We start from the raw sequence: 26,919 nt of genomic DNA on the forward strand, positions 1-26,919 counted from the left end.
GCAACTGGTAGAGTAAGAAATATATATGACAGAAGTACATGCTCAAAAAATGGCCTGAACTATTGTGGAGAGGGTATGATGAAGATATCGGAGGAATATCAATTTTTTATTAGTGGAAGTAGAGTTATATGCTCGCCATTTGGAAATAAAGCATAACGAGAAATGGGAGTATATCCGTTAGATACGTTTAACATCAAAGATATGATGCAAAATTTTAAAGAGTTAACAAAAATATAGATATTAATTAATTTTAAATACAGGGGTTGGGCTAATAAAGATAGGGAAGTTATAGCATTAAACTATCATCTGATACAGGTATCAATCCCAGTATCTTATGAAGTTGTCTGATGCTAATAATATATCCTCAGCGCGTATATTTATATCCGTGTGGGAAAATGAGTGGATATATTCTAATCCAAATGAATTATTTATAATTTGATAAGAGAATTGAATATGGGAACTGGATATTTTCTGGTGAAAGGTGATAAAACTACTTGTGGGGGAAGCATACTCACTGGAGCTGATGGACATAGCATACATGGTCAAGCCACGGCGAGAAATGGAGATAAATATATATGTGGTAAAGATAAACAAATTTACCATATAGCAGGAGGGCAGCCAAATTATTATATACACGGTGTACAAGCAGCAGGAACGGCACATAGTACAGGGACATGCTCTTGTAAATGCCATTTTATTAGCTCGGTTTGCGACTGCATATACGGATATGAAAGTAACTCCCTCTCTGCACCAAAATCTATAGCAAACACGAACAAGCTGATAGCTACAGCGCCTCAAAACGCAACAGATCTTTCTAATCTGGCTCCTGGCCCTTCTAATCGAATTGATTCAGTTAAATCGCCACGTGAGATTGTAGATGCCGGATTTTGTGTACTACCCTATGGAGCAACACCAACATCATATGATCACTGGTTCTTTATAACCCCTCCTGCCGGAACTCGTGAGTTATTCCACCAATTAAATCCACATAAAAATAAAAAACCAGGTTCAATATTAATAATTGCCGATCCAGAGAAAAAGGACGTAAAGCAAATTGAAATTCTGGAAGCCGCAAGAGACAAAATTGATAAAGCACTTGAACCATTATCAAATGATGAAGCAAGATTATTACACGATAATAGAACAGCAATAGATATATTTTCATCTCAATTACATAGTGATGCACTGAGTACATCAGGAGATGTTATGGGATATATTAAGGAAGTAGGAGGTAAATATTACACTGAAATTAATAAAATACTTGAGGAAATTGAAGAGCTATATCAAAAAACATACTCACAAAATAATGGTCGTATATCAGGAGAGGAATTCTTTGGAAAAAGAAAAATGCTATTTGAACAGCTAGATTCGGTATTGAACCGATTTAGTAAATCTCAGTTAGGATTACCACAATATGAATCTCTTAAAAAAGCACTGGGTTTATCAACGCATTCTATTACTCACAAATGGGACCAGGCGGGCATAGGGGCCATAGAGGGATACGCCTCATACGTTGAAAAATCAGCAAAAATCATGCAATTAATGAAAAAAGTAGGTTATATTGGTGTAGGGCTTGATTTTGCTGGATATTCTGAAAATGTTTATGAAGCATGTTCTAAAGGTAGAGAAGATGCATGCTACAAAACTGCAATAATTGAATATAGTAAATTTGGAGGGAAACAATTGGCTGGAAACATTGTTGGTCCTTTAGCTGGGATCGCAGGTCGCAGGGCTTGTATGTGGGTATTAGGAATATTAACCGAAGAAGTTGGTGGGATTGGAGCGGCGCTATGCCTTGTTACAGGAATTTCTACAGGTATTGCTGGTTCAAAAGTGGTGGAAATACCAGGCGAAGATGCTGGTAAGACATATGGTGAAGTAATATATGAAAAACTTTTTGATAAATGATATTAGTCAAATAAAAACAATGGCTGTTTTTTTTATGTTCGTATCCTATAGTATACTACTATTAATGAGAATATATAACAAAAAACAAGCAAAGAAAATAAACCGATTATTTACCTCGAAATACAAACTACCACTAACAATTATGGAGAATTATTTAAATCAATCCATATTCTTCTTGTCTTATGTTGAAATAGTGTTGCCTTTGTGGAAAATGATTTTTTTTAAAAAAACTACAATAAAAGAAAGGGACATAGAATATTTATTCATTAAAGAGTTATCTACGAAGATGACTTTAGGGTTTAAAATTGAAGCGGCAATGTGGTTAGTTGGACTAATCTGCGTTCTAATTATAATAATTTTTTAGAAAAGGGACTCCACAGGAGTCCTTTTTTCCTTATTTTAACGCCCCGTATATTTGATCAATTAATACAGCACCTGTTCAAAAATATTGAAGCAATTTATTTTATATAACTTATTGAATAATAAATAATACTCTATCGCTTAACTGCTGTTTTTGTAAGCCGGATAGGGCGTTTTCGCCGCCATCCGGCACTGTCCGCACTATTCCGGCAGCGTCCAGTCGCCTTCATTGAGCGGGCGCTGCATAATCAACGTGTCCCGCCAGTCTCCTTTCTTATATCCGACGCTGCGCAGCTGTCCGGCAATCTCAAATCCATGTTTCTTATGCAGACGCAGCGACCCAGGGTTGTTATATCCGTCGCCGATCACCGCCACCATTTGCCGCCACGGTCCCTCTTCGCAGCGGCTGATTAAGGTATGCATCAGCAGGCTGCCTATGCCTTGTCCGGTCATGCTGGTATCCACGTAAATCGACTCTTCCAGAGTGTAACGGTAGGCAGGGCGGGGGCGATACTGCGTGGCATAGCAATAGCCCACGACTACGCCGCGATACAGCGCCACCAGCCACGGCAGTTCATACTGCGCGACCTTGCGCATCCGCTGACGCATCTCTTCAACCGTCGGGGGGATCTCTTCAAAAGAGGCGCGACCATTTAGCACATGCCAGGCATACAGCGCAGAGATGGCCTCTACGTCGCCGGGCAGGGCGTTACGCACCACAATGTCACTTTCAGAAAGCGAATCGGCAGCAGACATGGTTCTCACCTTTGAGAGAAAAAGCCGGAGTAATAACTCCGGCACATGTCTTTACTTTTGCATGATATTTCACGCAGATCCAGCCTGCGTCAGGGCGCCGGTTACGGGTTTGGCGCAGAATCTGGCTCTTTCCAGAATTTCTTCTTACTGGTTTTGCCAATACCGGGGTTCATGCTGTTGGTCGGGTCATTTTCGCGATAAAAACGGGCCAGCGCCTCCGGCGCTTTGTACAGATGCCCCACGTTATGTTCCGCCGGGTACTGCGCTCCGCGCTGGCGCAGCAGTTCAAGCATCTGCTCCTTCAGCGCATGGGCGTCGACGCCTTTTTTGACGATGTAATCCTGATGGAACACGTAGCACATGAAGTGGCCGTAATAGAGCTTATGCACCAGCTGGCTGTCGATTTCCGCCGGCAGGTGTTCATACCATTCGGTATCATTGCGCTTTAGTGCGATATCAAGCGCCAGAATATCTTCGACCTCTTCAGAGTGCACCGCCTGATAGCGAATCGCCGCGCCCGCCGCCGCGAAGCGATGGAGGAACGCTTTGCTGCCTTCCTCCGGCGTACAGGCAAAGAAGTCGCCTTCCGCCGTTTTAAAGAATTCGCTGAGCCAGTTTTGCGCTTCGGCAACCCCGTCGCCCGCCATTTTCAGCAGCAGATGGTGCTCGTACTTATCGCGCCAGTTCTTCATCCGCGGCGGCAGGTGGCTGGGGAAGAGATGACCAAATTTCTGCATCGCGCGGTCGGTAAAGTGCGGACGGAAGAACTTCACTTTCTCCAGCATCGCATCGGTGCGCCCCTTCAGGGTGAAGAAGAATGGCATTTTGTCGGTGCCGAGCTTGTCGATCATCAGGAAGGTATCTTTTCCGTACTGCTCCGCGATGTCATAAATGTCACGATGCATATACTCGCCAGCGACCGGCAGATTCGTAAAGTTCGCCAGAATATGGCGGCGAATTTCGGTCAGGACGTCGGGCTGATTGGTGCCGATATAAAATACCTGCTGGTTTTTTTCCGCTTCGAAGGTATCGAGGCGCACGGCGAAGACCGCCAGCTTCCCGGCGCAGCCGGAAGATTCGAACAGGCGGTCCGGGTCGGCGTTATAGCGTGCCGGGGTGTCGGCTTCAATATCGCGCACGCGGGTGACATAGTCGTGATCGTGCGCGTGACGTCCGTCGTGGCGCACGTTTTCTTCTTTAATCCGCTCATCGTCAAGCTGGCTGAGGATCTGCTCCGGGGTCTGCCCGAGATCGATCCCCAGATGGTTCACCAGCTGTAGCTTGCCGTTTTCATCAATGCGAGCGAAAAGCGACATTTCGGTGTAGGCGGGACCGCGCTGCACCAGCGAGCCGCCGGAATTGTTACAGATGCCGCCGATTACCGACGCGCCGATGCACGATGAGCCAATCACCGAGTGCGGTTCGCGTCCCAGCGGCTTGAGCGCTTTTTCCAGCGAATAGAGGGTGGTGCCAGGATACGCCAGCACCTGTTCGCCTTTGCCGAGAATATGCAGCTTATCGAGACGCAGGGTGCTGACGATCACGATGTCGCGATCGTAGTCATTGCCGTTTGGCGTCGAGCCTTCGGTCAGACCGGTGTTAGCGGCCTGCATCAGAATAATTTTATCGGCCTGCACGCAGGCGCTGAGCACGCGCCACAGTTCGAGCAGCGTACCGGGAAAAACGACCGCCAGCGCGTCGCCCTGGCCGGATCGAAAGCCCTTGCGATAGCGGGCGGTTTTTGCAGGTTCAGTCAGCAGGTGTGAATGGCCCACCAGACGGGCAAGCTCATTCAGAAACGTTTTGTTATCAGTCGTTGTTATGGAAGACATTTCCACTCCTTGTGGTGGGACAAAAATCTCAGAAACAAGCATAGCGCTTTGTATGACGATACGCTTTCTCGTTCAGCTTGTCTGCGCATCAGCTTCACGCATTCGTAAGCAGAATGCGTTTGCCTACAGGGCGGTGGTGAAAATTAAGCGAATAACCTTCGCTTTCTGTACCTCTGCCGATTAGGCTTATAGCAACGTGCGGTTTTTGTTATATTTTCGCAGCTACGTCGGGCTAATGAGGAAAAGAAAATCAAGATGAAATGGCTATGTTCTGTAGGTATTGCGGTGAGTCTGGCGCTGCAGCCAGCGCTGGCGGAAGATCTGTTTGGCGACCATCCGCTGACGCCGCAGGCGCGGGATGCGTTTGTCACCGAGCTGCTGACCAAAATGACCGTCGACGAAAAGATAGGTCAGCTGCGTTTAATCAGCGTTGGTCCGGATAACCCGAAAGAAGCCATCCGCGAGATGATTAAGAACGGCCAGGTCGGGGCGATCTTTAATACCGTCACCCGCCAGGATATCCGCGCAATGCAGGATCAGGTTATGGCGCTGAGCCGCCTGAAGATCCCTCTCTTTTTCGCCTTTGACGTGCTGCACGGCCAGCGTACCGTTTTCCCGATCAGCCTCGGGCTGGCTTCATCGTTCAATCTTGATGCGGTGAAAACCGTTGGACGCGTCTCGGCGTATGAAGCCGCCGATGACGGGCTGAACATGACCTGGGCGCCGATGGTCGATGTCTCCCGCGATCCGCGCTGGGGGCGCGTCTCGGAAGGCTTTGGCGAAGACACTTACCTGACCGCCATCATGGGCAAAACGATGGTGGAAGCGATGCAGGGCAAAAGCCCGGCGGACCGCTATTCGGTGATGACCAGCGTTAAGCACTTCGCCGCCTACGGCGCGGTGGAGGGCGGGAAAGAGTACAACACCGTCGATATGAGTCCCCAGCGTCTGTTTAATCACTATATGCCGCCATATAAAGCCGGTCTGGATGCGGGCAGCGGCGCGGTGATGGTGGCGCTGAACTCGCTGAACGGCACGCCAGCGACCTCCGACGCCTGGCTGCTGAAAGAGATTCTGCGCGATAAATGGGGCTTTAAAGGCATTACCGTCTCCGATCACGGCGCAATCAAAGAGTTGATTAAGCACGGCACCGCCGCCGACCCGGAAGACGCGGTGCGCGTGGCGCTCAAGTCCGGCATCAACATGAGCATGAGCGATGAGTATTACAGCAAATACCTGCCGGGGCTGATTAAGTCCGGCAAAGTGACGATGGCGGAGCTGGACGACGCGGCGCGTCATGTGCTGAACGTCAAATATGACATGGGGCTGTTTAACGATCCGTACAGCCATCTGGGGTCAAAAGAGTCTGATCCGGTTGACACTAACGCCGAAAGCCGCCTGCATCGTAAAGAGGCGCGGGAAGTGGCGCGCGAAAGCATGGTGCTGCTGAAGAATCGTCTCGACACCCTGCCGCTGAAAAAATCGGGCACCATTGCGGTGGTGGGGCCGCTGGCAGACAGCAAGCGCGACGTGATGGGAAGCTGGTCCGCGGCGGGGGTGGTTGACCAGTCCGTCACCGTGCTGACCGGCATTCAAAACGCGGCAGGCGATAAGGCGAAGGTGATTTACGCCAAAGGGGCGAACGTCACCAACGACAAAGATATCGTGGCCTTCCTCAATCAGTATGAGGATGCGGTGAAGGTCGATCCGCGCCCGGCGCAGGAGATGATCGACGAGGCGGTCAACGCGGCGAAGCAGTCTGACGTGATTGTCGCGGTGGTCGGTGAAGCGCAGGGTATGGCGCATGAAGCCTCCAGCCGCACCGATATCACCCTGCCGCAAAGCCAGCGCGATCTGATTGCCGCTCTGAAAGCGACCGGCAAGCCGCTGGTGCTGGTGCTGATGAACGGCCGCCCGCTGGCGCTGGTGAAGGAAGATCAGCAGGCCGATGCGATTCTGGAAACCTGGTTTGCCGGCACCGAGGGCGGCAACGCGATCGCTGACGTGCTGTTTGGCGACTACAACCCGTCGGGCAAACTGCCGATGTCCTTCCCGCGTTCGGTGGGGCAGATTCCGGTCTATTACAGCCACCTCAATACCGGTCGTCCCTATAACGCCGACAAGCCGAATAAATACACTTCGCGCTATTTTGACGAAGCTAACGGCCCGCTGTATCCGTTTGGCTACGGTCTGAGCTACACCACCTTCACCGTTTCCGACGTGAAGCTCTCTTCTGCGACCATGAAACGTGACGGTAGCGTGACCGCGAGCGTAGAGGTAACCAATACCGGCAAACGCGAAGGCGCGACGGTAGTCCAGATGTATTTACAGGACGTGACGGCGTCCATGAGTCGTCCGGTAAAAGAGCTGAAGGGGTTTAAAAAGATTAACCTGAAGCCAGGCGAAACGCAGACCGTCAGCTTCCCGATCGATATCGGGGCGCTGAAGTTCTGGAATCAGCAGATGAAATTCGCTGCCGAGCCGGGCAAGTTCAACGTCTTTATTGGCCTGGACTCCGCGCGCGTGAAGCAGAGTGAATTTGAACTGCTGTAACGCCGTTTAGTCAGATGGGGCAGGTTCTGTTTGCCGTTCAGACAGAGGCTGCCCCATCAGCTTATCAAATATAATCTCTCTCCTCGCGCCAGCGCTGCGATAAACAGGTAGCGATTATTGCTATTATTCTGATATAAATTTCTGAACAGTATTCACTGCGAACCTGCAAATGTGCTTTTTATTAATAACAATATGAATAATATCTTTTCATATTATTATTGCCTGGAGGGGATATGGAATTCAGAAACGTTAAAAACGTCCCGGCCCAAGCGAATCCCAAAACGGTTTATCTTCTGAAAGATAACTGGAATGACTGGTTCTTTTGGGAAACGCGTTTCACTATGTTTTATAGTGATGCCGATTGTATGCTGCATAAAATAGGGGAGTTAAAGATTGCAGAAAGACGAATGAAAAAGGAGTCAGATTGTACGCCGGATGAGAAATCCTCAGCGTGTCAGCCGGAGATCCCGGACAGTTTTCCCTCTCTGAATCAGGATTTCTTCTCGTTAGGACAAAGTGAAAACTATTATGAAACCCTGAATGCGCTGCCGGAAGCAGATAAGCGAGATATTCTTGAAGGGATTCGGGATTGCGCGTTTAATCGTAGTATCTATGACACTTATCAAAACCATCCGGCAATGATGGAGTCTCTGTTAAGAAGCGTAAGTCACCGAACGGTAGTGGATGCCTGGCATGAGTTAGCCTATGGCCTGGAATTTAATAAAGCGTTCCATTTTTCTTACCTGTTTCCGTTAGCGGACTATAATGACGATGAAATCCGGCTGACGTTCAATGTGACGCCAGGAAATATCCCTGCGAGTAATATTCAGGCGATTATCGGCCGAAATGGGGTCGGGAAGACCACATTATTTGCTGGCGTGATCAAGGGCATCATTAATCAAAAAGCAATGGAAGCCCAGCACGTAGGATTGCTGCAGGTGCCGGATGAGGACGGCCAGTGGAAAAACAACCATACCTATTTTAGCTCATTAACCTTATTATCCTATAGTCCCTTTGACAGATTTGGCCCTGTCGAAGCGAATGAAATACCGTCCGGCGTTAAATATCAATATATAGGATTGATGATTAAGGACGAGCATAACCCTGTTTCTCAAAGCAGATTACGTCCTAAAACGTTTGATGAATTACATTATGAGTTTTGTCAGAGCATGTCGCAGTGTCTGGTGGGGGCGAGAAAGCAGCGCTGGCAGGACTGCTTAAAAATACTTGAAAACGATCCTCTGTTTAGTGAGGCAGACGTCTCGAAACTGGCTGATTTCAAACCTGAAGCGCATGATGAAAACGCAGGCGATCAAGCCAATAGCTGGACGGAGTTAGTACGTCAGTTTCTGACGAAATTAAGCTCCGGTCACCTGGTGACGCTGCTGAGTATCACCCGCTTAATCGAAGTGACGGAAGATCGCTCCCTGACGCTGATCGATGAACCTGAAGCCCACCTTCATCCCCCGCTCATTTCAGCTTATATCCGCGCGGTATCGCATCTTATGAGCGAGAGAAACGGCGTTGCCATCGTTGCTACCCACTCCCCGGTTGTACTGCAAGAGGTGCGTTCAGACTGCGTATGGATATTAAATCGTACCGGTAAATATGTCAGTGCCGACCGCCCTGAAATTGAAACGTTTGGTGAGAATGTCGGCACGCTGACGCGTGAGGTTTTCAGTCATGAGGTTGTCAATACCGGTTTTTATAAGATGATCAATGACGCCGCCGGAACCTACGACAATTTTGAAAAACTTGACTCTTACTTCAATAATAAACTTGGTGGAGAGGCAAGGGCTTTAGCGCGGACCCTTATAAAAACAAAGAATAAGGAGTAAGGGATGATACACCTGCCTTTACCCACTATCGATGGGATCGACATGTTTATGAAATGTATTAAACGCTATCCCGAAGAATTCTCTCAGGCTGATATTAAAGAGGTATTATCTGTTGTCGAGAGGTTATATAAAAATTACCATCAATGTCTGACTACAAAGAAAACTTTTGAGATCATACGTTCTGAACCTTTCGGCAAGTTTACCGAACGTAAGATGAAAAATTTATATCACGAACAGGTGGTCGGCAAAGATGGCATATGCCGGGATGAGTATAATAGACTGCTGGCATCCGCGCGCCGTAAGAAATGCCCTATGTGTTCGGAAAGTACCGTGACTGCCCTGGATCATCACTTACCCAAGCAGACCTATTATTTTTTTTCAGTTCACCCAAACAACCTTGTTCCCATCTGTTCGCGATGCAATGAAGCTAAAAAAAACACCATGCCAGACCGTCCTGAGAAGCAATTTATCCATCCTTATTATGATGATTTTTCGCAGGGTAGCTGGTTTGAAATGATCTTTACGCAAAAGAATCCCATTGAAATAAATTATATCTGCAAGCCGGAGCCGGATTTGCCCAAGGAGGAACAGGCAAAGCTAAGGAACCATTTTTCAAGGCTTAAACTGGATGAGCTGTATGCGTCCAATGCCATTGTGAAAATAGAGGATATGAAGAATACCTTCTCACAATTTCTTAAGACCAAAGACTGGAATGCTGTCCGGCAGGAAATTGAGAATTGCTTAAGGATGGTAGAAAAAAGACCGGATTCCTGGGAGTACGCCCTGTATTCAAAACTGCTCACCCAGCAGTGGTACATTGAAGGCGGATTCAACAACATTGAATAGCCACCGCAGAGACCACCCGCCATTACGGGCGCTGATGGCGGGTCTGGCAATGAGCAAGAATTTAACCGGACGAACATTGACAGCCCATTTTTGCAATATCGCCTCCCTCTGAAATTCTCCGCTTTGTGATAATCCTCACTCTTCATTTTTCGCCGTCATCACAGACGTGAAGCGCTTCACTTTTACATAAAAAAGCCGCGTTTCGTTTCGCGCCACGCTTTGGCAAACTTCGTTAAATGCCTGTCATTGCATTCAATACAGGTATGGCTATGAAACTCTCTTTAGATACCGTTTCCCTCGATCGCCGCGGGGAGTCGGTGGTCACCCGCCAGCTTCAGCAGCTGATCGACGAGATTGACCGCGCCGGAGGCGGGACGCTGGTGGTGACGCCGGGCGTCTACTGCACCGGGACGCTGATCCTGCCGTCCAGTTTCACCCTTCACCTCGAAGCCGGCGCCTGCCTGCGCGCCAGCGCCGATATCGCGGATTATGCCCCGGCGCAAACTATCACCCAGGCCGAGCAGTCGCGAATGGCGCTGATCTATGCGCGCGGACAGCGACATATCACCTTGAGCGGAGAAGGGCGAATTGATGGCGGGGCAGCGAACTGGTTTGCGCCGGAAATGGACGCGCAGGGGTATCGCTAGCCCAACACCCGGCGTCCGCGCCTGCTGGTGCTGGAAGGCTGCGAGCAGATCCGTATTTTTGATATCACGCTGTTTGACTCGCCAATGTGGACCGCCCATCTGGTGAGCTGTAATCACGTGTTTATCCGCCATCTCACCATTGATAACGACCTGGCGCTGTCGAATACCGATGCGCTGGATATCGACAGCTGCCAGAACGTGCAGATTAGCGACAGCTATTTCAGCGCCGCCGATGACGGCATCTGTCTGAAAACCACCGCCAAACCCGCCGCGCTTCAACAGCCCTTGCGAAACGTGGTGGTCAATAACTGTCTGGTGCGATCGAAAAGCTGCGCCATCAAGATTGGCACCGAAACCTTTGCCGATATCGAAAACGTCATCGTCAGCAATTGTTCGCTGTTCGAGTCTAACCGCGGGATCGGCCTTGTTTCCCGCGACGGCGGCCATTTTCGCCATCTGATCTTCAGCAATATTCTCTTTGACTGTCGTCACGGTCATCCGTGCCACTGGGGAAAAGCCGATCCGGTATTTATCTCCGTGCGTCGCCGCGCGCCGGATATCGCTCCCGGCAATATTGAGCAGGTGACGTTCAGCGGGCTGACGGGCAGCGCGGAGGGGGCGATTAACCTGCACAGCGAAAGCGCCGGACAGATCCGCGACGTCACCTTTAACGGCCTGAGCTTTCGCCAGCATCTCAGCGACTCGGCGGAGCAGGGCTGTTACGACATCCGTCCGCCCTGCAATCCGCTGCGTCCAACCGGGATGGGGCGGGATAACGCCTATCACGTAAACCCGCAGACCGGCCGCGCGCACGGCGTGGAGAACTACCCGGACGGTCTGCCCGCCATTTATGCCAATGGGATCAGCGGTCTGCGGCTGACGGAAGTGACCATTCACCGTCCGGACGAACTGCCTTCTCACTGGAATACGCAGCCGATTGTGCTGCTCAACTGTGAGCCGGAAAAGACGCCAGCGCTGCCGTCCGACACGCACAGCGTCGCCTGAGGGCGATTACGCCTCTTACCTGACCTGGATGACAGGGGATTAAAATGATAAAAAAAGTACGTGAAATAAAGCTGCATAACTACGTCTGCTATGGGCTTGCCGACGTGATAGGCTCCGGCGCGTTCACGCTGGTGAGCGCCTGGCTGCTGTTCTTTCTGACCACTTTTTGCGGCCTTACGCCCATCGAAGCGGGTTCATTATTCGCCGTGGCGCGCATCGTCGATGTCATCATGTGCCCGCTGATGGGGTATATTTCCGATAACTTTCACAAAACCCGCCTCGGGCGGCGCTTTGGCCGGCGCCGTTTCTTCCTGCTGTTAAGTATCCCGCTGGTATCAGTTTATAGCCTGCTGTGGGTGGAAGGATTTAATTACTGGATCTACCTGCTGGCCTATATTCTGTTCGAAGTGGTCTACTCGATGATTATCATCCCGTACGACACGCTGTCGGCGGAAATGACCTCCGACTTCAATAAGCGCTCTAAGCTTACCAGCGCGCGGATGTACATTGCGCAACTGGCCGGTTTTGCCGCCGCTTTTTTACCGGGGCGTCTGGTGAGCTATTTTGGTTCTGATTCCGCCGACTCCTTTTTCTACGCCGGAGCAATATTCACCGTGGCGTTTATGGTGGTGCTGTTTTTCGTCTATTTCGGCACCTGGGAGCGGTCGCTGGAAGAGATCGCCCTGAGCGAGCGTACGGTTGATGAGCAGGAGAAGATGCCGCTGTCGACCCGTATCTACAATATCTACTATGACTTTGTCTCAACGCTGAAAATTAAGACCTTCCGCTCGCATCTGGGGATGTATCTTGGCGGCTCGGTGGCTCAGGACATCTTCAACTCGGTGTTCACTTACTTTGTGGTGTTCGCGCTGATGACCTCCTCGGTAATGGCCTCCAACCTGCTGGGAATGATTAACGGCCTGCAATTCTTCGGCGTTGGCGTCGCCACCTGGCTGACGCTGCGCTATTCCCCCTCCCGCGCCTTCATCACCCAGGGCACGCTGGCGCTGGTGGCTTTTGCTCTGTTTGCCCTCGCCTGGATAAGCGGATCGCACTCTGTCGCGCTGCTCTATCTGGCGGCCGGTGTTGCTGGACTGGCGCGCGGCGGTATCTATGCGATTCCGTGGAATAACTACACCTTTGTCGCTGACGTTGATGAGATCCTCACCTGTAACCGCCGTGAAGGGATTTTCGCCGGCTTTATGAGCCTGCTGCGTAAAGCGTCCCAGGCGCTGTCGATCTTCCTGGTCGGCGCCGCGCTGCAAATGTCCGGTTTTGTCTCTGGGCACAACAGCCAGCCGGAATCCGCCATCAATATGATCATGGCGATCATGATTGTGCTGCCGGTGATCCTGACGCTGTGGGGCATCTGGTCGGCATTTCGCTTTAAGGTCAACAGCCGCACGCACGCCATTCTCAACGCGGAGGTCGCCCGACTGAAGCGCGGCGAAAGCAAGGCGACGGTCAGTGCGGAAAATAAAGCGGTGATCGAAAGCCTGACCGGGCTGCCCTATGAACAGTGCTGGGGCGACAATCTGGTGGGGTACGTCAACCGCCGCCATATGAAAGCGCAGCTGGGTGCGCAGTTAAAAAATGCCTGAATCCAGGGCGGGCCGTGGCGCCCGCCCGCTGACAAAAGAGTACAACATGACTGAACAGAGTCTGGTGATACAACAAGGGCTGTGGGCGCGGATGGGATTGCCCCGCGAACTGTGCTGGGGATTCGTCGGCGTTTTCCTGTTTATTACCGGGGCAACCATTGAGCAGTCCTGGCTGGCGTCGCTCCTGCAACAGCGGGGATTCTCCCCGTTTGATATCAGCCTGCTGTCATCCATTTTTGGCCTGTGCGTTGCCGCGGTATCGTGGTTTTCCGGCATTGGCGCAGGGGTGCTGGGGCTGCGCCGACTGATGTGGGCGGCGACGGCGGTTTACTTCCTTGGCTCCATACCGTTTATTTTTGTCGCCCTGCCGCACAATAACTATCCGCTGATGGTGGCGACCTACGCCCTGCGCGGCGTGGCGTATCCGTTGTTCGCTTATTCGTTTCTGGTGTGGATTAACCAGCGCTGTGAAACGCGGATCCTCGGGCGCGCCGTCTCCTGGTTCTGGATCGCCTTTGGCGTGGGGATGACCATTGTCGGGCCGTGGTATTCCAGCCTGATGATTGCCCGCGTTGGCGAAACCGCCACCCTGCTGAGCGGTTTTGTTTTTGTACTCGGCGGCGCGCTGAGCGCGCTGGTGCTGAATCGCGATCGTCCGCTGACTGCCGCGCAACAATCGCTCGGTCCGGCGCTGCTGGCGGGGATCGTGGTGTTGGCGCGGGAGCCGAAAATGCGCCTCGCGGTGCTGGTCAAAACCATTAATGACATCGGTAAGTTTTCGCTGGTGATCCTGATGCCGGTTTATCTGCCGCGCTTTGGCTTCAGCATCGGCGAATGGCTGACCGTCTGGGGACTGGTTAACGTGGTGAATATCTTCGCTAACTATCTCTTCGGCTGGCTTGGCGACACCATCGGCTGGCGTAATACGGTGATGTGGTTCTCCGGCACGCTGTGCGGCGCGGCGTCGCTGGCAGTGTGCTATGCGCCGGTGCTGTTTGGCCACAGCCAGCTGGCGCTGTTTCTGGCGCTGGCGGTTTACGCCATCGGGCTGGGGGCCTTTGGCCCGCTGAGCGCGCTGATCCCGTCGCTGCTGCCGCAGAATAAGGGCGCGGCGATCTCCTGCCTCAACCTCGGGTCGGGCCTGAGCAATTTCGCCGGACCGTTTATCGTGACGGTGTGCGTGGGGCCGCTGGGCGTCGAAGGAACGCTGTGGGTTATGGCGATACTCTATTTTGCCGCCAGCCTGCTGACGGCGCCGCTGACCCTGCCGCGAAAAAGCTGAATTCTCGGGTAAACAGTACGCTTTTCGACTATGCTTTTTCCTCAAGTCGCTGAAAATGGCGGCAAAAGGAAGAGGAAAGCATAATGACAATCTCAACGTTCCGGGCGGGCTCGCTGGCGCTGTTAGCGGCGGCGAGTTTCCCTCTGCTGGCGGCGTCACCGGTAAAGGTCGGGTCGAAAATCGACACCGAAGGGGCGCTGCTTGGCAATATCATTTTGCAGGTGCTGGAAAGCCACGGCGTCGAAACGGTTAATAAAGTGCAGCTTGGCACCACGCCGGTGGTGCGTGGGGCGATTACCTCCGGCGAACTGGACATCTATCCGGAATATACCGGCAACGGCGCGTTCTTCTTCAAAGATGAGAACGATCCGGCATGGAAGAATGCGCAGGCCGGCTATGAGAAGGTCAAAAAACTCGATGCTGAGCAGAACAAGCTGGTGTGGTTAACCCCGGCACCAGCGAACAATACCTGGACCATCGCGGTGCGGAACGATATCGCGGAAAAAAATAAGCTCACCTCGCTTGCTGACCTCGGACGCTATCTGAAAGAGGGCGGCGTCTTCAAACTGGCCGCTTCGGCGGAATTCATTGAACGCGCCGATGCCCTTCCGGCCTTCGAAAAAGCCTATGATTTCAAACTCAGCCAGGATCAGTTGCTTTCGCTGGCGGGCGGTGACACCGCCGTGACGATTAAAGCGGCGGCGCAGCAAACCTCCGGCGTCAATGCGGCGATGGCCTACGGCACCGATGGTCCGGTTGCCGCGCTTGGCCTGCAAACCTTAAGCGATCCGAAAGGCGTGCAGCCGATTTATGCTCCCGCGCCGGTCGTGCGCGAGGCGGTGCTCAAGGCATACCCGCAGATGGCGGAATGGCTGCAGCCGGTGTTTGCCAGCCTCGATGAAAAAACGTTGCAACAGCTGAACGCCAGCATCGCCGTGGAAGGGCTGGATGCGAAAAAAGTCGCCGCCGATTACCTGAAGCAAAAGGGATGGGTAAAGTAAAGGGACGCATATAAGGCTGGATGTTGTGGCAAGAGTCAGTATCAATCGCGTGCTGGTGCTGCTGGTCATACTGACCGCAGTCGCCGCGGCGCTACCGTTTGTTAACTACGCGCCGAACCGGCTGGTCTCCGGCGAGGGGCGGCAAATCTGGGCGATCTGGCCCGGTTCGGTATCCGTGCTGGTGGGGGCAGGGTGCGCCCTGTTTACGCTGTGCTTTGTCCCCGGCAGAAAAGGGGCAGCGCTCACCCTTGCCGTGGCGCAACTGCTGGTGATCCTGATGCTGTGGAGCGGCGGCGAGGCGGCGAAGCATCTGGCCGACGCCGGTTCGCCGCTGGCGCGGACCAGCCCGGGGAGCGGTCTGTGGCTCGCTCTCGCGCTGGGGCTGCTGGCCTGTAGCGACGCTATCCGCCGCATTACCGCCCAGCCGCTGTGGCGCTGGGTTTTACATATGCAGATCGCCATCGTGCCGCTGGCACTGCTGTTTAGCGGCGCCTTTGACCACCTCTCATTGCTTAAAGAGTATGCCAACCGCCAGGAGGTGTTTGATGACGCGCTGGCGCAGCACCTGACGCTACTGCTGGGAACCGTTCTGCCGGCGCTGGCAATCGGCGTTCCGCTGGGTATCTGGTGCTGGTTTTCCGCCGCCCGCCAGGGGCCGGTGTTTACCGTTCTGAATATCATTCAGACAATCCCTTCTGTAGCGCTGTTTGGTCTGCTGATCGCGCCGCTTGCCGGGCTGGTGAAGGCGTTCCCGTGGCTGGCTTCGCTGGGCGTAGCGGGGACCGGGATGACGCCTGCGCTGATTGCGCTGGTCCTCTACGCGCTGTTGCCGCTGGTGCGCGGCGTGGTGGCGGGGCTGGACCAGGTGCCGCGCGACGTACAGGAGAGCGCGCGGGCGATGGGCATGAGCGGCGTCCAGCGTTTCCTGCACGTACAGCTGCCGCTGGCTCTGCCGGTCTTTTTACGCAGCCTGCGGGTGGTGATGGTGCAAACCGTCGGGATGGCGGTCATCGCCGCGCTGATTGGCGCGGGCGGCTTTGGCGCGCTGGTGTTTCAGGGACTGCTGAGCAGCGCCGTCGATCTGGTCCTGCTCGGCGTTATTCCGGTGATTATGCTGGCGGTGCTGATTGATGCGCTGTTTGACTTAGGAATTGCGCTGCTGAAGGTGAAGAACCATGATTGAATTTAACCACGTGAGTAAAACCTTCGGGCAGCAGAGAGCGGTTAACGATCTTAATCTGCATTTTAAAGAGGGCAGTTTTTCGGTGCTGATTGGCACCTCCGGCTCCGGCAAATCCACTACTCTGAAAATGATTAACCGGCTGGTGGAGCATGACAGCGGGCAGATCCGCGTCGCCGGAGAGGAGATCCGCAGCCTGCCGCTGCTGGAACTGCGTCGGCGTATGGGATACGCCATTCAGTCGATCGGTCTGTTTCCGCACTGGACGGTCGCGCAGAACATCGCCACCGTGCCGCAGCTGCTGAAATGGCCGCGCAAAAAAAGCGACGCGCGAGTGGATGAACTGATGGCGCTGCTGGGGCTGGAGCCGGGACTGCGTGAGCGCTACCCGCATCAGCTCTCCGGCGGGCAGCAGCAGCGGGTGGGGGTGGCGCGCGCGCTGGCCGCCGATCCGCAGGTGCTGTTAATGGATGAACCTTTCGGCGCGCTGGATCCGGTCACCCGCGGCGCGTTGCAGCAGGAGATGATCCGCATTCACCGGCTGCTTGGGCGAACGATTGTACTGGTGACGCATGATATCGACGAGGCGTTACGGCTGGCCGAACACATGGTGCTGATGGACGGCGGAGAGGTGATCCAGCAGGGAACGCCGCTGCAAATGCTGACCGCGCCGGCAAATGATTTTGTGCGTCAGTTTTTTGGCCGCAGCGAGCTGGGCGTGCGCCTGCTGTCGCTGCGCAACGTGGCCGATTACGTTCGCCGCGACGAGCATCTTGACGGCGATGCGCTGAATGAAGCGATGACGCTGCGCGACGCGCTCTCCGTTTTTGTTGCCCGTAACCGTGAGGTGCTGCCGGTGGTGAATCAGCACGGCGTCGCCTGCGGTACGCTGCATTTTCGCGATCTGCTTTCGGAGACGCTGACGCATGAAACGACTGACTGATCCGCTGCTGTGGCTGATCGCTCTGTTCCTGCTGATGCTGGTCGGGTTGCCGCACAGTCAGGCGATATTCAGCAGCCTGTTTCCGGCGTTGCCGCGTCCGGTCTATCAGCAGGAGAGTTTTGTCGCCCTGGCGCTCGCCCATTTCTGGCTGGTGGGAATATCGAGCCTGTTTGCCGTGTTGATCGGCGTGGGGGCGGGGATTGCGGTCACGCGTCCGGGCGGCGCGGAGTTTCGTCCGCTGGTGGAAACCCTTGCCGCCGCCGGGCAGACCTTTCCGCCGGTCGCCGTACTGGCGATTGCGGTGCCGGTGATGGGCTTCGGCCAGCAGCCAGCCATTATCGCGCTGATCCTCTACGGCATATTGCCGGTGTTGCAGGCGACGCTGGCCGGGCTGGGGGCGATCCCGTTGAGCGTTCGCGACGTCGCCAGCGGGATGGGAATGAGCCGGGGGCAGCAGCTACGTAAGGTTGAACTGCCGCTGGCGGCGCCGGTGATCCTGGCGGGCGTTCGGACGTCGGTGATTATCAATATCGGCACGGCGACCATCGCCTCCACGGTAGGAGCGAGTACGCTTGGCACGCCGATTATTATCGGACTGAGCGGTTTTAATACCGCCTATGTGATTCAGGGGGCGCTACTGGTGGCGCTGGCGGCGATTGTCGTCGACCGCCTGTTTGAACGGCTGGTGCAGCACTTTAGCCGGCATGGAGGATAAACGTATAGCCTGCGAGCATCACGCCGCCGATGCCGCCGATGGCCATAAGTAAAAAGAGGGTGATGACCCCGATTTTCGCTGCGCTCATGATGTTCTCCTTATGTTAACCTGAATATTATACAGAGAAGCGCGGCTGTTAATGAAACATTAAATGCCGAGGGGGTAAATCGCATGGCCCTGCGCGCGCCAGGCGGTGAGCTGCTGCTGCTGCGCCGGGGTCTGATTTTCCCCGCACCAGACCAGCAAATTCCGGCCTTCAAAGAGTTCCGGGCGAAACTGGCTTAATGAATGCGCCAGCACGTCAACGCGCCAGCCCTGCTGGCTGGCGACCCACGCCTCCAGCCATAAACGGGTGGTGTCATGGATATTCCAGCCGACCACCAGCGCCTCTTTCCCCTGTTTCTTTCTGGCTGCAGCCAGGCTGATGGCGATGTAATTAATCAGCACGCCGTCGAGGATCCCCAGCAGCGCCTGTAGCGTTGCCTGCTGGTACTGTAAACGGCGGCGCAGCGGAATAAACAGATGGGTGGTCAGCGTTTGCGCCGGGTAATCCTGGCCGCGCTCCTTAAGCCAGGCGCGCAGGCTATGCAGATTGTTGCTTTGCAGATAGTGGAGCAGCGTTTCCTGATGTCGGCGCCAGTCGTTCTGCGGGTCAACGCTGTCGCTGCTCAGCAACATTTTCACTTTGCTGACCTGCACGCCGTTGTCGATCCAGCGCTTGATTTCACGGATGCGGTCAATATCCGAATCGTTGAAAAGACGATGACCGCCGTCGGTACGCTGCGGTTTCAACAGTCCATAACGCCGCTGCCACGCGCGGAGCGTGACAGGGTTAATATCACAAAGCAAAGCCACTTCACCTATGGTGTAAAGCGCCATCTTTTTATCCCTGCTAGCGAAGGCCCAGTATAACTTTAGTCGCTCTTTTTCGAACCAGGTAGTTTTGTCTGTTTTTTAATCAAATAAAGGGTGATTTCTGCTCATCTGCGCTGCGGTTAAGCGATCCCACTCACGATTTCATCTTTTTTTGCAACAGTTCAAAGAAAGATAAACGCAGTCGATGTATGTTACGCGGTTTTAATCGAAGTGTGGTCTGCGGGTATGTACGAGTTTAATCTGGTGTTGCTGCTGCTTCAGCAAATGTGCGTGTTTCTGGTTATCGCATGGCTGATGAGCAAGACGCGTTTATTCATACCCTTAATGCAGGTTACCGTGCGCCTGCCACATAAGCTGCTGTGCTACGTTACCTTTTCCATCTTCTGTATTCTCGGCACCTATTTTGGTCTGCATATCGATGACTCCATCGCCAATACCCGGGCGATCGGCGCGGTGATGGGGGGGCTGCTCGGCGGACCGGTGGTCGGCGGGCTGGTGGGTTTAACCGGCGGCCTGCACCGCTACTCGATGGGCGGCATGACCGCGCTAAGCTGTATGATCTCCACTATCGTCGAAGGTCTGCTGGGCGGGCTGGTGCACAGCGTTCTGACGCGGCGCGGGCGTACCGATAAAGTCTTTAACCCGCTGACCGCCGGGGCGATTACCTTTGTCGCGGAGCTGGTGCAGATGCTGATCATCCTGATGATTGCCCGACCGTTCGACGACGCTTACCGTCTGGTCAGCAATATCGCCGCGCCGATGATGGTCACCAACACCGTCGGGGCGGCGCTGTTTATGCGCATCCTGCTCGACAAGCGGGCAATGTTTGAAAAATATACGTCGGCGTTTTCCGCCACCGCGCTGAAGGTGGCCGCCTCGACCGAGGGGATCCTGCGCCAGGGCTTTAACGAAGTGAACAGCATGAAGGTGGCGCAGGTGCTGTATCAGGAGCTGGATATCGGCGCCGTGGCGATTACCGATCGCGAGAAGCTGCTGGCTTTTACCGGCATCGGCGACGATCACCATCTGCCGGGCAAGCCCATCTCGTCGGGCTATACCCTGCGGGCGATAGAGACCGGCGAAGTGGTCTACGCCGATGGCAATGAAGTGCCGTACCGCTGCTCGCTGCATCCGCAGTGCAAGCTGGGGTCTACGCTGGTGATCCCGCTGCGCGGCGAAAATCAGCGCGTGATGGGCACCATCAAGCTGTATGAAGCCAAAAATCGTCTGTTCAGCTCGATCAACAGGACGTTAGGCGAGGGGATCGCCCAGTTGCTCTCCGCGCAGATCCTCGCCGGGCAGTATGAACGCCAGAAGGCTTTGCTCACCCAGTCGGAAATCAAGCTGCTGCACGCGCAGGTCAATCCGCACTTTCTGTTTAATGCGCTGAACACCATTAAGGCGGTGGTGCGCCGCGACAGCGAGCAGGCGGGCCAGCTGGTGCAGTATCTCTCCACCTTCTTTCGTAAAAACCTGAAACGCCCGTCGGAGATTGTGACGCTCGCCGACGAGATTGAGCACGTCAACGCCTATCTGCAAATTGAAAAAGCGCGCTTCCAGTCGCGGCTGAAGGTGAATTTACAGGTGCCGGAGGCGCTGGCGCATCAGCGGCTGCCAGCGTTTACCCTGCAACCGATAGTGGAAAACGCCATTAAGCACGGCACCTCGCAGCTGCTGGAAACGGGGGAGGTGTCGATTACCGCCCGCCAGCAGGAACAGTACCTGATGCTGGATATTGAAGATAACGCCGGGCTGTATCAACCGACGACAAGCGCCAGCGGGCTGGGAATGAACCTGGTGGATAAGCGCCTGCGTGAACGCTTTGGCGACGATTACGGCATCAGCGTGGTTTGCGAACCTGACCGTTTTACCCGAATAACCCTACGACTTCCTCTGGAGGAGAACGCATGATTAAAGTGCTGATTGTGGATGATGAGCCGTTGGCGCGGGAAAATCTGCGGATCCTGTTACAGGAACAAAGTGATATAGAGATAGTGGGCGAGTGCGCCAACGCCGTTGAAGCGATAGGCGCGGTGCATAAGCTGCGCCCGGATGTGCTGTTTCTCGACATCCAGATGCCGCGCATCAGCGGCCTGGAAATGGTCGGGATGCTCGACCCGGAACACCGCCCGTACATTGTGTTTCTGACCGCCTTCGACGAGTACGCAATTAAGGCGTTTGAAGAACACGCCTTTGACTATCTGCTGAAGCCTATTGAAGAGGGGCGGCTGGAGAAAACCCTCAACCGTCTGCGCCAGGAGCGCAGTAAGCAGGATGTCTCTGTGCTGCCGGATAATCAGCAGGCGCTGAAGTTTATCCCCTGTAGCGGGCACAGCCGAATCTACCTGTTGCAGATGGACGACGTCGCGTTCGTCAGCAGCCGGATGAGCGGCGTCTATGTGACCAGCAGCGAGGGCAAAGAAGGCTTTACCGAACTGACCCTCAGAACGCTGGAAAACCGCACGCCGCTGCTGCGCTGCCATCGGCAGTATCTGGTCAACATGGCCCATTTGCAGGAGATCCGTCTGGAAGATAACGGCCAGGCGGAGCTGATTTTACGCAACGGGCTGACCGTGCCGGTGAGTCGTCGCTATCTGAAAAGTTTGAAAGAGGCGATTGGGCTGTAAAACTGGTACACTGCGCGCCATTGCATCCCCGACTGCTGAAGGCATTATGCTAAGTAACGATATTCTCCGTAGCCTGCGCTACACCCTGAAAGCCAATAATAACGATATGGTGCGCATTCTTGCGCTTGCCGGAATGGAATCGACCTCTGCGGGTTTCGATACCTGGATTACCAAAGAGGATGAGGAAGGTTTCGTTCGCTGCCCGGATATTGTCCTCAGCGGATTTTTGAACGGTCTTATTTATGATAAGCGCGGCAAAGATGATTCTGCGCCGGAACTGGCGCTCGAGCGCCGCGTGAACAACAACACGGTGCTGAAAAAACTGCGTATCGCCTTTTCGTTGAAGACCGACGATATTCTGGCCATCATGACCGAACAGAAATTCCGCGTCTCGATGCCGGAAATCACCGCCATGATGCGCGCGCCGGATCATAAAAATTACCGTGAGTGTGGCGATCAGTTTATGCGTTATTTTTTGCGCGGCCTGACCACCAGAGAGCACGCGAAGAAGTAAGCGATGCAGGCAATTGCCGGATGGCGGCGTAAACGCCTTATCCGGCCTACAGGGTAGCGTTACGTTGTAGGTTTGATAAGCGCAGCGCCATCCGACAAAAAACGCTGCCGAAGCAGCGTTTTTATGCGGTTTACTTCACCTGCTGGCCCGGCTTCGCGCCTGCGTCCGGGGTTAACAGGAAAATATCTTTCCCACCCGGGCCTGCGGCCATCACCATCCCTTCTGAGATGCCAAAGCGCATTTTACGCGGCGCGAGGTTTGCCACCATTACCGTGTGGCGGCCAATCAGCGCCTGCGGATCCGGATAGGCGGAACGAATGCCGGAAAAGACGTTACGCTTCTCGCCGCCGAGATCCAGCGTCAGACGCAGCAGCTTATCGGAGCCTTCGACAAATTCGGCGTTTTCAATCAGCGCCACCCGCAGATCGACTTTGGCGAAATCGTCAAAGGTGATAGTTTCCTGAATCGGATCGTCGGCCAGCGGACCGGTAACCGGCGCTGCCGCCGCTTTCACTTCCTCTTTCGACGCTTCAACCAGCGCCTCGACCTGCTTCATGTCGATGCGGTTATACAGCGCCTTAAAGGTGTTCACCTTATGCCCCAGCAGCGGTTGCGCAATGGCATCCCAGCGCAGCTCGGCGTTGAGGAAAGCCTCCACGCGTTCGGAAAGGGTCGGCAGCACCGGCTTCAGGTAAGTCATCAGCACGCGGAACAGGTTGATGCCCATTGAGCAAATCGCCTGCAGGTCGGCGTCGCGGCCTTCCTGTTTCGCCACTACCCACGGCGCCTGCTCATCGACGTAGCGGTTCGCCTGGTCGGCCAGCGCCATAATTTCGCGAATGGCTTTACCAAATTCGCGGCTTTCCCACGCTTCGCCAATGACCGTGGCCGCATCTGTGAAGGTTTTATACAGCTCAGGGTCAGCCAGCTCAGCCGCCAGCACGCCGTCGAAACGCTTATTGATAAACCCGGCGTTGCGCGAGGCCAGGTTGACGACTTTGTTGACGATGTCGGCGTTAACGCGCTGGACAAAATCTTCCAGGTTCAGGTCAATATCGTCGATGCGCGAAGAGAGCTTAGCGGTGTAGTAATAGCGCAGGCTGTCCGCGTCGAAGTGGTTCAGCCAGGTGCTGGCCTTGATAAAGGTGCCGCGAGACTTGGACATCTTGGCGCCGTTCACCGTCACGTAGCCGTGAACGAACAGGTTGGTCGGCTTACGGAAGTTGCTGCCTTCCAGCATGGCCGGCCAGAACAGGCTGTGGAAGTAGACGATGTCTTTACCGATAAAGTGATACAGCTCGGCGCTGGAGTCTTTCTTCCAGTATTCGTCGAAGCTTGCGGTGTCGCCACGCTTGTCGCACAGGTTCTTGAAAGAACCCATATAACCGATCGGCGCATCCAGCCAGACGTAGAAATATTTGCCCGGCGCGTCGGGAATTTCGAAACCAAAGTATGGCGCGTCGCGGGAGATGTCCCACTGTTGCAGGCCGGACTCAAACCACTCCTGCATTTTATTCGCGACCTGCTCCTGCAACGCGCCGCTGCGGGTCCACGCCTGCAGCATTTCACTGAAGGAGGGCAGGTCGAAGAAGAAGTGTTCGGAGTCGCGCATCACCGGCGTCGCGCCGGAAACCACCGACTTCGGTTCGATCAGTTCGGTCGGGCTGTAGGTCGCGCCGCACACTTCGCAGTTGTCGCCGTACTGGTCAGCCGATTTACATTTCGGGCAGGTGCCTTTCACAAAACGATCCGGCAGGAACATGCCTTTTTCCGGATCGTAAAGCTGAGAGATGGTGCGGTTTTTAATAAAGCCGTTCTCTTTCAGACGGCTATAGATAAGCGCCGACAGCTCGCGATTCTCCTCGCTGTGCGTGGAGTGGTAGTTGTCATAGCTGATATTGAACCCGGCGAAATCGGTCTGGTGCTCCTGACTCATCTCGCCAATCATCTGCTCCGGGGTAACGCTAAGCTGCTGCGCCTTCAGCATGATCGGCGTGCCGTGGGCGTCGTCGGCGCAGATGAAGTTAACCTCATGGCCGCGCATTCGCTGGTAACGGACCCAGACATCAGCCTGGATGTGCTCCAGCATATGGCCGAGGTGGATTGAGCCGTTGGCGTACGGCAGCGCGCACGTTACCAGAATTTTCTTCGCGACTTGAGTCATAGTGGGTATTACTTCTTCTCAGTTAAAAGGGGGTTTTGATGTTACCTGAAAGGGAATAACTACGCCAAGAATTAAGGGCATCAAACCATAAATGAATAATCATTACCGCTGGAGTACACTAGGTCGCTAAACTTGTACTTTTCAGAACAACAAAAAGGAGTCGGGATGAACGAACAATCCCAGGCCAAATCACCAGAGACTCTGCGCGCGATGGTCGCCGGGACGCTGGCGAATTTTCAGCACCCCACTTTGAAGCATAACCTCACCACCCTGAAGGCGCTGCATCATGTCGCCTGGATGGATGATACGCTGCACGTTGAGCTGGTCATGCCGTTTGTCTGGAACAGCGCCTTTGAGGAGCTTAAAGAGCAATGTAGCGCCGATCTGCTGCGCATCACCGGCGCGAAAGCGATCGACTGGAAGTTGTCGCATAACATCGCAACGCTGAAGCGGGTGAAAAATCAGCCGGGCGTGAACGGCGTGAAGAACATTATCGCGGTCAGTTCCGGTAAGGGCGGCGTCGGCAAGTCCTCCACCGCGGTAAACCTCGCGCTGGCGCTGGCGGCGGAAGGGGCGAAAGTCGGGATTCTTGATGCCGATATTTATGGCCCGTCGATTCCGACCATGCTGGGCGCCGAGAACCAGCGTCCTACCTCGCCGGATGGCACCCATATGGCGCCGATTATGTCACACGGTCTGGCGACCAACTCGATTGGCTATCTGGTGACCGATGATAATGCGATGGTCTGGCGCGGCCCGATGGCCAGTAAGGCGCTGATGCAGATGCTGCAGGAGACGCTGTGGCCGGATCTGGATTATCTGGTGCTGGATATGCCGCCGGGAACCGGGGACATTCAACTGACGCTGGCGCAGAACATTCCGGTCACCGGCGCCGTGGTGGTGACCACGCCGCAGGATATTGCGCTGATCGACGCCAAAAAAGGCATTGTGATGTTCGAAAAAGTCGAGGTGCCGGTGCTGGGTATCGTCGAGAACATGAGTATGCATATCTGCAGCAACTGTGGTCATCATGAGCCAATCTTCGGCACCGGTGGGGCAGAGAAACTGGCTGAACAGTATCACACCCAGCTGTTAGGCCAGATGCCGCTGCACATCAGCCTGCGTGAAGATCTCGATCGCGGTACGCCGACGGTAACCAGCCGTCCGGAGAGCGAGTTTACGGCTATGTACCGTACGCTTGCGGGACGGGTTGCCGCGCAGCTCTACTGGCAGGGTGAAGTCATCCCTGGCGAGATTGCCTTTCGCGCGGTGTAAGCACCACTGATTGCCAACGCTGAAACGGATTCATCGCATTAGTTTAATATTAATGCGATGAATATATAAAGCGCATAATCCCTCCTGAAAGTCGTTAAATATTCATTGTATCAATTATTATTGCGCGCCATCTCTGAAAATTCTTCTGCTTAAAATTAATCATTTTAATGAATGATTCATATATTTTCATTCGTTATCTTTATATTAGTCCTTTGATAAGTAACGTTAATTAATTAATTCTAAAAATATCTTTAAGGTCTATTTATTTGTTGCAATTATATTGCGCGATGTAAATTGTTTTAAATCAACAAAACAACGCGTTCACATTGCGTTAACGTGTCAGGCGTGTAAATTCCCGCTCCATCGGTTTCACGCCGAATACACGGGAAATATTTTTACAAAGGATAAGTCATGAAAAATTCTGTTATCGCTGCTGCAGTGCTGTCCGCTATTTTTATGAGCGCAGGAGCGTATGCTGCTGATGAAGATATGGGCGAATTAAAAATTAACGGGGAAATTGTTGGTACTTCCTGTACTTTTCAGGGCGATAAAAGCGCCACCATTGAATTATCAAAGGTTGGGGTCGATCGGTTTGCCGGTTTAATTGCCGGGCAAGTTTATTCGGGCTACACCAGTCCAGAAGTCATGCTAAAAGTAAAATGTTCAAAGAATGATAATCCGCGTATTAGCTTTAACAGCTCTCAATTCGTGGCAAATAATATTACCAAAAACAATAGCGAGGATAATGGTGCGGGATTTGCCGTTTATCTTAACGGCAGGCAGGTGACGCCAGATGCGGCGGGAGTTTTAGCCCTTAAGCCAGAAGAGGGGGTCGATGGCGTATATACCCTGAAATTTTCTGCCCGTTATGCGGTCGCCGCCAATAATGTAAAGGCCGGCGCCGTTGAGTCTGTACTGACCATGACCGTATTAACCGACTAAGAACCTTTGTTGGGCGGCCAGCCTTTGCGCCGCCCGTTCATGTTTTGAGGTGTT

Annotated in this window: 20 protein-coding genes and 1 pseudogene; 16 read left to right on the forward strand and 5 right to left on the reverse strand. The window is 53.7% G+C overall.

All coding sequences use genetic code 11. From position 1 onward, the window contains the following. The first annotated feature begins 453 nt into the window (after positions 1–453). Positions 454–1,908, forward strand: a complete 1,455-nt coding sequence (locus K7R23_RS15175) for a PAAR domain-containing protein (protein ID WP_012906456.1) — start codon at positions 454–456, stop codon at positions 1,906–1,908. Positions 1,909–2,469: 561 nt separating this feature from the next. On the opposite strand, the gene K7R23_RS15180 is transcribed toward K7R23_RS15175, so the two are convergent. Both K7R23_RS15180 and dld read right to left on the reverse strand, forming a co-directional pair. Continuing rightward, positions 2,470–3,024: a GNAT family N-acetyltransferase gene (locus tag K7R23_RS15180; protein ID WP_012906454.1), complete on the reverse strand. Its 555-nt coding sequence runs from the start codon at positions 3,022–3,024 to the stop codon at positions 2,470–2,472. 101 nt (positions 3,025–3,125) lie between these two features. Further along, the gene (gene dld, locus K7R23_RS15185; protein ID WP_012906453.1) at positions 3,126–4,856 is read right to left on the reverse strand and encodes a D-lactate dehydrogenase; all 1,731 of its coding nucleotides are present in this window, start codon (positions 4,854–4,856) and stop codon (positions 3,126–3,128) included. A 255-nt stretch (positions 4,857–5,111) separates the two neighbouring features. On the opposite strand from dld, the gene bglX reads away from it, so the two are divergent. The 10 genes and pseudogenes from bglX to K7R23_RS15235 all read left to right on the forward strand — a co-directional run bounded on the left by bglX (position 5,112) and on the right by K7R23_RS15235 (position 18,467). Then, on the forward strand, positions 5,112–7,409 hold the full coding sequence (bglX, locus tag K7R23_RS15190) for a beta-glucosidase BglX (protein ID WP_012906452.1): 2,298 nt from the start codon (positions 5,112–5,114) through the stop codon (positions 7,407–7,409). Positions 7,410–7,642: 233 nt separating this feature from the next. After that, positions 7,643–9,247: an AAA family ATPase gene (locus K7R23_RS15195; protein WP_012906451.1), complete on the forward strand. Its 1,605-nt coding sequence runs from the start codon at positions 7,643–7,645 to the stop codon at positions 9,245–9,247. Between the two features lie 3 nt (positions 9,248–9,250). Next, positions 9,251–10,093, forward strand: a complete 843-nt coding sequence (locus K7R23_RS15200; RefSeq protein WP_012906450.1) for a hypothetical protein — start codon at positions 9,251–9,253, stop codon at positions 10,091–10,093. Positions 10,094–10,362: 269 nt separating this feature from the next. Further along, positions 10,363–11,745: pseudogene (locus K7R23_RS15205) on the forward strand (glycoside hydrolase family 28 protein). A 44-nt stretch (positions 11,746–11,789) separates the two neighbouring features. After that, positions 11,790–13,346, forward strand: a complete 1,557-nt coding sequence (locus tag K7R23_RS15210; RefSeq protein WP_012906449.1) for an MFS transporter — start codon at positions 11,790–11,792, stop codon at positions 13,344–13,346. After that, a complete protein-coding gene (locus K7R23_RS15215) occupies positions 13,339–14,628 on the forward strand; it encodes an MFS transporter (protein WP_232796078.1) in 1,290 nt (429 codons plus the stop codon). The genes K7R23_RS15210 and K7R23_RS15215 overlap by 8 nt, the downstream gene beginning before the upstream one ends. Positions 14,629–14,711: 83 nt before the next feature. Continuing rightward, on the forward strand, positions 14,712–15,629 hold the full coding sequence (osmF, locus tag K7R23_RS15220; RefSeq protein WP_012906447.1) for a glycine betaine ABC transporter substrate-binding protein OsmF: 918 nt from the start codon (positions 14,712–14,714) through the stop codon (positions 15,627–15,629). 16 nt (positions 15,630–15,645) lie between these two features. Continuing rightward, positions 15,646–16,812, forward strand: coding sequence for an ABC transporter permease (locus K7R23_RS15225; RefSeq protein ID WP_024132749.1), 1,167 nt, complete (start codon positions 15,646–15,648; stop codon positions 16,810–16,812). Continuing rightward, a complete protein-coding gene (locus tag K7R23_RS15230) occupies positions 16,805–17,752 on the forward strand; it encodes an ABC transporter ATP-binding protein (protein WP_012906445.1) in 948 nt (315 codons plus the stop codon). The genes K7R23_RS15225 and K7R23_RS15230 overlap by 8 nt, the downstream gene beginning before the upstream one ends. Next, positions 17,736–18,467, forward strand: coding sequence for an ABC transporter permease (locus tag K7R23_RS15235; RefSeq protein ID WP_012906444.1), 732 nt, complete (start codon positions 17,736–17,738; stop codon positions 18,465–18,467). Before K7R23_RS15230 ends, K7R23_RS15235 begins: the two co-directional genes overlap by 17 nt. Here K7R23_RS15235 and K7R23_RS15240 read toward each other — a convergent pair. After that, positions 18,448–18,555 (reverse strand): protein YohO, encoded by a 108-nt coding sequence (locus tag K7R23_RS15240; protein WP_012906443.1) that lies wholly within the window; start codon positions 18,553–18,555, stop codon positions 18,448–18,450. The genes K7R23_RS15235 and K7R23_RS15240 overlap by 20 nt on opposite strands. Before the next feature lie 59 nt (positions 18,556–18,614). Next, positions 18,615–19,346, reverse strand: coding sequence for an HTH-type transcriptional regulator MlrA (gene mlrA / locus K7R23_RS15245; RefSeq protein WP_012906442.1), 732 nt, complete (start codon positions 19,344–19,346; stop codon positions 18,615–18,617). A 222-nt stretch (positions 19,347–19,568) separates the two neighbouring features. Here mlrA and K7R23_RS15250 point away from each other — a divergent pair, with 222 nt between their 5' ends. Genes K7R23_RS15250 through K7R23_RS15260 form a run of 3 tightly spaced genes read left to right on the forward strand, consistent with a single transcriptional unit; the run spans position 19,569 to position 22,484 of the window. After that, on the forward strand, positions 19,569–21,254 hold the full coding sequence (locus tag K7R23_RS15250) for a sensor histidine kinase (RefSeq protein WP_012906441.1): 1,686 nt from the start codon (positions 19,569–19,571) through the stop codon (positions 21,252–21,254). Further along, a complete protein-coding gene (gene btsR, locus K7R23_RS15255; protein ID WP_012906440.1) occupies positions 21,251–21,970 on the forward strand; it encodes a two-component system response regulator BtsR in 720 nt (239 codons plus the stop codon). The genes K7R23_RS15250 and btsR overlap by 4 nt, the downstream gene beginning before the upstream one ends. 46 nt (positions 21,971–22,016) lie before the next feature. Beyond that, positions 22,017–22,484 carry a YehS family protein gene (locus K7R23_RS15260; RefSeq protein ID WP_024132748.1) on the forward strand — a complete coding sequence of 156 codons (468 nt, stop codon included), beginning with the start codon at positions 22,017–22,019 and terminating at the stop codon, positions 22,482–22,484. A gap of 130 nt (positions 22,485–22,614) precedes the next feature. On the opposite strand, the gene metG is transcribed toward K7R23_RS15260, so the two are convergent. After that, a complete protein-coding gene (metG, locus tag K7R23_RS15265) occupies positions 22,615–24,648 on the reverse strand; it encodes a methionine--tRNA ligase (RefSeq protein WP_012906438.1) in 2,034 nt (677 codons plus the stop codon). Between the two features lie 165 nt (positions 24,649–24,813). On the opposite strand from metG, the gene apbC reads away from it, so the two are divergent. After that, positions 24,814–25,923 (forward strand): iron-sulfur cluster carrier protein ApbC, encoded by a 1,110-nt coding sequence (apbC, locus tag K7R23_RS15270; protein ID WP_012906437.1) that lies wholly within the window; start codon positions 24,814–24,816, stop codon positions 25,921–25,923. Between the two features lie 411 nt (positions 25,924–26,334). Further along, positions 26,335–26,865: a fimbrial protein YehD gene (yehD, locus tag K7R23_RS15275; protein ID WP_012906436.1), complete on the forward strand. Its 531-nt coding sequence runs from the start codon at positions 26,335–26,337 to the stop codon at positions 26,863–26,865. Positions 26,866–26,919 lie beyond the last annotated feature (54 nt).

The sequence above is a fragment of the Citrobacter rodentium NBRC 105723 = DSM 16636 genome (assembly GCF_021278985.1).
GTDB classification, from domain to species: domain Bacteria; phylum Pseudomonadota; class Gammaproteobacteria; order Enterobacterales; family Enterobacteriaceae; genus Citrobacter_A; species Citrobacter_A rodentium.